The following is a 5188-nucleotide window of genomic DNA, read 5'->3' on the forward strand; positions in this document are numbered from 1 at the left end:
GCCTAAAACCGATGCCGCCGTTATAGCAACTTAATTACGAATTATTTCTTTTTTCGCCCCAAAACCTCTTTCACTGCCGCCGCGATATCTGCCGGTGTTAACCCGTATTTTTCGAGAAGTTCCTGGGGTTTCCCCGATTCGCCGAAGGTATCCCGGATGCCGACCCGTTTCAGCGGTACCGGGCAAAGCTCGCCGAGAACTTCCGCCACCGCGCTTCCCAGACCGCCGATAACGCTGTGCTCCTCCGCCGTAACCACCGCCCCGGTCTCCAGGGCCGCCCGCGTCACCGCCGCTACGTCAAGTGGCTTTATGGTGTGGACGTTGAGCACCCGCACCGCCACCCCTTCCTGCGCCAGCACCGCTGCAGCTTCCAGCGCCGCCGCAACCATAATCCCGGTGGCGATAACGGTCGCGTCGTTCCCCGGCTGGAGAAGCACCGCTTCGCCCGGGCGAAAGACGAAATCCTCCCCGTGGATCACCGGCACGGGCGCCCGCCCTAAGCGAATGTACACCGGCCCGTCAAGCGCCGCCGCCGCCTTCACGGTGCCCGCCACCTCCACCGCGTCAGCCGGGACAAAGACCGTCATGTTGGGCAGCGCCCGCATGAGGGCGATGTCTTCCACCGACTGGTGCGAACTCCCGTCCTCACCTACGGTGATCCCGGCGTGGCTGGCGGCAATCTTAACGTTGAGCCGCGGGTAAGCGATGCTCTGGCGGATCTGGTCGAAGGCACGCCCGGTAGCAAAGACCGCGAAGGTGGAGCAGAAGGGAATCTTCCCTGCCGCCGCCAGTCCGGCGGCCGTGCCCATCATATTCTGCTCCGCCACCCCGAAATCGAAGAAGCGCTCGGGGAAACGCTTCTTAAAATCAATCGTCTTAGTGGACTTCGCCAGGTCCGCGTCCAGGACCACTATATCTGGATTCTCCGCGCCGAGCGCTACCAGCGCCCTGCCGTAAGCCTCCCGGGTAGCTATTTTTTCCGCCATCGTTAAGCCCTCCTAGAAGTGACTTTCCTTATAGCCGCACTCCGCCTTCCAATTCTTCTAACGCCCGCGAGGCCTGGTCGGCTTTGGGGGCCGTGCCGTGCCAGTCCACCTGGTTTTCCATGAAGGAAACCCCCTTCCCCTTCACCGTGCGGGCGATAACCATCGTCGGTTTCCCTTTCGTCTCCTTTGCCGCCGCAACGGCCCCGAGTATTTCGCGGAAGTTATGCCCGTCAATCTCGAGCACGTTCCAGCCGAAGGCCCGCCACTTGTCGGCTACCGCCCCGAGCGACATAACCTCTTCCACCGGCCCGTCGATCTGCAGGCCGTTATAGTCCAGGAAGGCCGTCACGTTGTCGAGCCGGTAGTGGGCCGCCGCCATCGCCGCCTCCCAGACCTGCCCTTCCTGGCACTCCCCGTCACCGAGCAGCACGTAAACCCGGTAGTCCCGCCCATCAAGCCGCGCCGCCAAAGCCATGCCGTTGGCCACCGATAGACCCTGACCGAGCGAGCCGGTCGACATCTCCACGCCCGGGAGCTTCCGCATGTCGGGATGCCCCTGCAGCCGGCTGCCAAACTTGCGGAGCGTTATCAGCTCCTGCTCCGGGAAAAAGCCCCTAAGCGCCAGCGCGGCGTAGAGGAGCGGCGCCGCGTGCCCTTTAGAGAGGATAAAGCGATCCCGGTCCGGGTCGTCCGGCCGTTTCGGATCAAGGCGCATCACGCCGAAGTAAAGCGCCGTAACGATATCGGTCGCCGAAAGCGAGCCGCCAGGGTGTCCCGAGCCGGCAGCCGCCGTCATCAGGATGATGTAACGCCGGATCTCTTTCGCCTTCGCCTCGAGTTTCCAGATGAGGGTCTCTTCCATGTGTAAATACCTCCGTTAGTGCAGCCGTCCAACCGCGCGGCCAGCGATTTTAAATGATAAAGCAAGAAGCACGTAACACTCCACCGTTGTCTGAAGCCAGCAGAATTTCTACCCCGTGAACTCCTTGAAGCCTTCGCCCAGCACCTCGTGGGCATCCACCAGAATCACAAAAGCCCGGGGGTCGATCCGGTAAACGGCTTCCTTCAACCGCGTCACCTCGCTCCGCGAAACAACCGCCAACAGCAGCGTGCGCGTGGCCCCGGTGTAGGCCCCTGTCCCCTGCCAGAGCGTGGCGCCGCGGTTCAGCTCCGTGAGGATCAACCGGGCGATCGCCGCGTGTTTTTCCGAGATAATCAAAAAAGCCTTCGTATAACTGATGCCTTCCTGGACCAGGTCGATCACCCACGCCGACAGGAAGATGGTGATAACGGCGTACATCGCCAGCTCCGGTGATCGGAAGGCGAACCCGGCGGCCAGTACCACCGCCCCGTCCACCAAAAAAAGCAACTGCCCGACATTGATGCCTACATAACTCTGGAGGATCATCGCCGCCAGGTCTGTCCCGCCGGTGGTTGCTTTCGCCCGGAAAACAAGGCCTAAGCCCAGTCCCACCAGCACCCCGCCGTAAAGGCTCGCCAGCAGCGGGTTGGTCGTAAGCGCGGGTAGGAAAGGCACCAGCCCGTCAACCACGCCCGAGAGCAGCGCCGTTCCGAGGAGCGAGCGGAACCCGACGCCGAAGCCAAGCCGCCAGAAACACCAGAGAAAAAGGGGAATGTTGAGCACCAGCATCGTGGCGCCAACCGGGAAGCCGAAGAGATGGTGCAGGATCGTGGCAATGCCGCTGACACCGCCCGCCGCGATCTTGTTCGGTACCAGGAAAAGGTCGAGTCCTAAGGCCACCAGGACCGTACCGAACAGGAGAAGCGCGGCATCCCTTACCGTTCTGGCAAACATCTGTACCCCCCGGCTTAGCATTCCCACAGCGCAAAACGTTTTATCTGTTCGAGCCGTAGGGGAAAATCCTGCTTTCCTCGTTTCAATTTGGCAACACCTGAATTGACGATCGTAAATGGGCCGCCGTGACGGATAAACCGTACGCCATTTGCCCTTACCGTTCGACCGGTTATTGCACTGTTTTAAAGCAACCGGGCCAAATCGAAACCGGCGGCAAAAGGGTTAAGAAAAGCAACCCCTTCAACAGCGCTCCCGGAAGCGAAGTCCTCGCTCAAAACAACAGGGATCTGGTTAAGCCTGGCAGTGGCCCATATCTGCGCGTTCCAATAAGAAAAGCGGTGCTCGCGCACCCCGCGCACCGCTTCCAATACAACAAAACCCGTAACATCGAGAACAGTCCAGGAAGAAAGGTAATTCTGGATGCTTTTCTGTGCCGTCTCAGGGTCTAACGGCGCGGCGATCTTCTGGGTTACCGCTACAGCAAATTCCGCTAACACCTGGGCGCTGAGCACTCCCCGGCCCGAATTCGCCAGTTCGTCAAGGAGTTTAAAAGCCCGCTCCTGCTTCGGCGGATCAGAGAAATCATAGGCGTAAACCAGGACGTTTGTATCCACCAGTACCCTACCGGTCATAAAGCTCCTCGCGCCGCCAACGCCGCTCCTTGCGGGTTCCGTCCTGAGCCAACTTCATCCTGCTCCGGATAAACCGCTTTTCCGCCTCCCAGGCGTCCGGATTCGGCCGGATGCCCTCCCCGGTGCACAGATGCTTCTCAAGAGCCTGCCGTACCAGCTCCGCTTCCGCCACGCCAAGCGCGCGCGCCTGCCGCTTCAAAAGCGCCTCCTGATGAGGCGCGATATATATCTGCTTCCGAATCATTTTCTCACTCCTGATTAATCCTCTATACATCATTATATACATCATACCCCGGCAGCGCAACCCGCTTCCTGATCCCAAACGATTAACAACCGGCTACTGTCCACGAGCGCTTCCACCACACCCACCATAGCGAGCGGATAATTCACCGTGATCACTTAGCCCCTTCTCCACCCGGCAGACCCGCCGCCTATCATTCAAGCGGCCTCCGGCCAGTCGCGGCAGAAGTTCTCCGCCTGCTCCATAATGACCGGGACAACCGGACAACGGCGCCGCCCGCCTTCTTTAACCCGGTTTCTTATCCGGCGGTATTTTCGCCGGCACCTCAGGTTAAAATTTCAGGTAGCCAGCCAATACCTCCATAATCCGCTTCTCCCGCGCCTGCAAAAAGCCTTCGTAATCATCTCTTTCCATAGTCGCCAGCGCTGCCTCATCAATCAGATGAGTAGCCATAATTTCTTGCTTCCTTCCTGGCGGGACCAGCTTGGCCAGGTACTCGCTCGGTTTCATTCTACTGATCCGGCGGTTGGTGGCCTGGGAAATCAGTGTCCGGTTAAGCACCGTGTTGATGTCAGGGTTCTGATACTTGCTTCTACCTTCAGCGTCTTTCACCGACGCCAGGAAGGCCCGCGGGAAAATATGGTGGTCGTCGAGCGCATGAAATTCGATTGCGTCGTCGGCCCGAAAATCTTTGGCCCCCTGAATGGCGACCAGGTTCATCACGCCCCGGTACACGGCGTTGACCCGCGCCGTATCCCGTAGCGAAAAATTGGGGTTCTGCAGGATATTACGGTCTATTTGCTCAAAAACAGCCGGCTTATGGCCAGGGTCGCTGAACCACTGGACCAAATCCCGGTAATCGGCGAGGGTGATGCTCTCCACAGACCCGGCATACCGCTCAAGAAAAACCGAACCCCAGTACCATTTCTTCACCCCGCGGTAGGCCCGATTATCCAGTTTATCCCGGTCGATCCGGTAGAGAAGAGCAGCCAGTACCGGCATCATTGTCGAATACGGCAGCCACTTTTGCGCAAAAGCGCCGAACCCATCTTGACTCGTCGAAGTAGCTCGCTTGAGGGCTTTTTCCATATAAAGTACAGCAGTTTGCCAATCTTTTTCGAAGCCTTCCGGCCGCAGGTTAATTAAAGACTTACTTTTAACCTCTTGCTCCCGGATAAGCGCTAAGGTACGCAGCGTCAGAACACCGTAGACATCAGGATCTCCACCCGAAAACTGGCGGAGTAACTCATTTTCCTCTACCGCCTGCTGCCAGAGCCGGTGCAGGTCAATACCGAAACGGTACAGCCGGGCGGTCAAAAGGTCGTATACCGAAAGAGCCACCCCGGTACTGTTGAGCTTCTCGAATATGGCGCATATTTCCGCAATCCGGTCGGCATCATCCGTCTTCACCTTCGGGATTTCGATCGTCGGCACATAGAACTGCCGGATGGTCTCAACAGCGCGATTCCACACCGGCTTATGCACCTTAAAGTACTCGTTGAAGTACCGCTCC

General features: G+C 58.8%; 6 protein-coding genes. All 6 read right to left on the reverse strand.

Translation table 11 applies throughout. The features are described from left to right. Nucleotides 1-41: 41 nt before the first annotated feature. Nucleotides 42-986 (reverse strand): transketolase family protein, encoded by a 945-nt coding sequence (locus tag ACUVTA_RS00875; RefSeq protein WP_445951094.1) that lies wholly within the window; start codon nucleotides 984-986, stop codon nucleotides 42-44. Between the two features lie 28 nt (nucleotides 987-1014). Then, nucleotides 1015-1848, reverse strand: coding sequence for a transketolase (locus ACUVTA_RS00880; RefSeq protein ID WP_445951095.1), 834 nt, complete (start codon nucleotides 1846-1848; stop codon nucleotides 1015-1017). Nucleotides 1849-1956: 108 nt separating this feature from the next. Then, a complete protein-coding gene (locus ACUVTA_RS00885) occupies nucleotides 1957-2802 on the reverse strand; it encodes a YitT family protein (RefSeq protein WP_445951096.1) in 846 nt (281 codons plus the stop codon). 182 nt (nucleotides 2803-2984) lie between these two features. Next, nucleotides 2985-3434, reverse strand: coding sequence for a PIN domain-containing protein (locus ACUVTA_RS00890; protein WP_445951097.1), 450 nt, complete (start codon nucleotides 3432-3434; stop codon nucleotides 2985-2987). Continuing rightward, nucleotides 3424-3678, reverse strand: a complete 255-nt coding sequence (locus tag ACUVTA_RS00895) for a hypothetical protein (protein WP_445951098.1) — start codon at nucleotides 3676-3678, stop codon at nucleotides 3424-3426. The genes ACUVTA_RS00890 and ACUVTA_RS00895 overlap by 11 nt, the downstream gene beginning before the upstream one ends. A gap of 327 nt (nucleotides 3679-4005) precedes the next feature. Then, on the reverse strand, nucleotides 4006-5188 hold a 1183-nt coding region (locus ACUVTA_RS00900), incomplete at its 5' end, for a hypothetical protein (protein WP_445951099.1).

The sequence above is a fragment of the Thermodesulfitimonas sp. genome (assembly GCF_052743955.1).

Coding starts and splice junctions, on each gene's coding strand:
- ACUVTA_RS00875 (WP_445951094.1), bottom strand. CDS start 986: ATGGCGGAAAAAATAGCTACCCGGGAGGCTTACGGCAGGGCGCTGGTA.
- ACUVTA_RS00880 (WP_445951095.1), bottom strand. CDS start 1,848: ATGGAAGAGACCCTCATCTGGAAACTCGAGGCGAAGGCGAAAGAGATC.
- ACUVTA_RS00885 (WP_445951096.1), bottom strand. CDS start 2,802: ATGTTTGCCAGAACGGTAAGGGATGCCGCGCTTCTCCTGTTCGGTACG.
- ACUVTA_RS00890 (WP_445951097.1), bottom strand. CDS start 3,434: ATGACCGGTAGGGTACTGGTGGATACAAACGTCCTGGTTTACGCCTAT.
- ACUVTA_RS00895 (WP_445951098.1), bottom strand. CDS start 3,678: ATGATTCGGAAGCAGATATATATCGCGCCTCATCAGGAGGCGCTTTTG.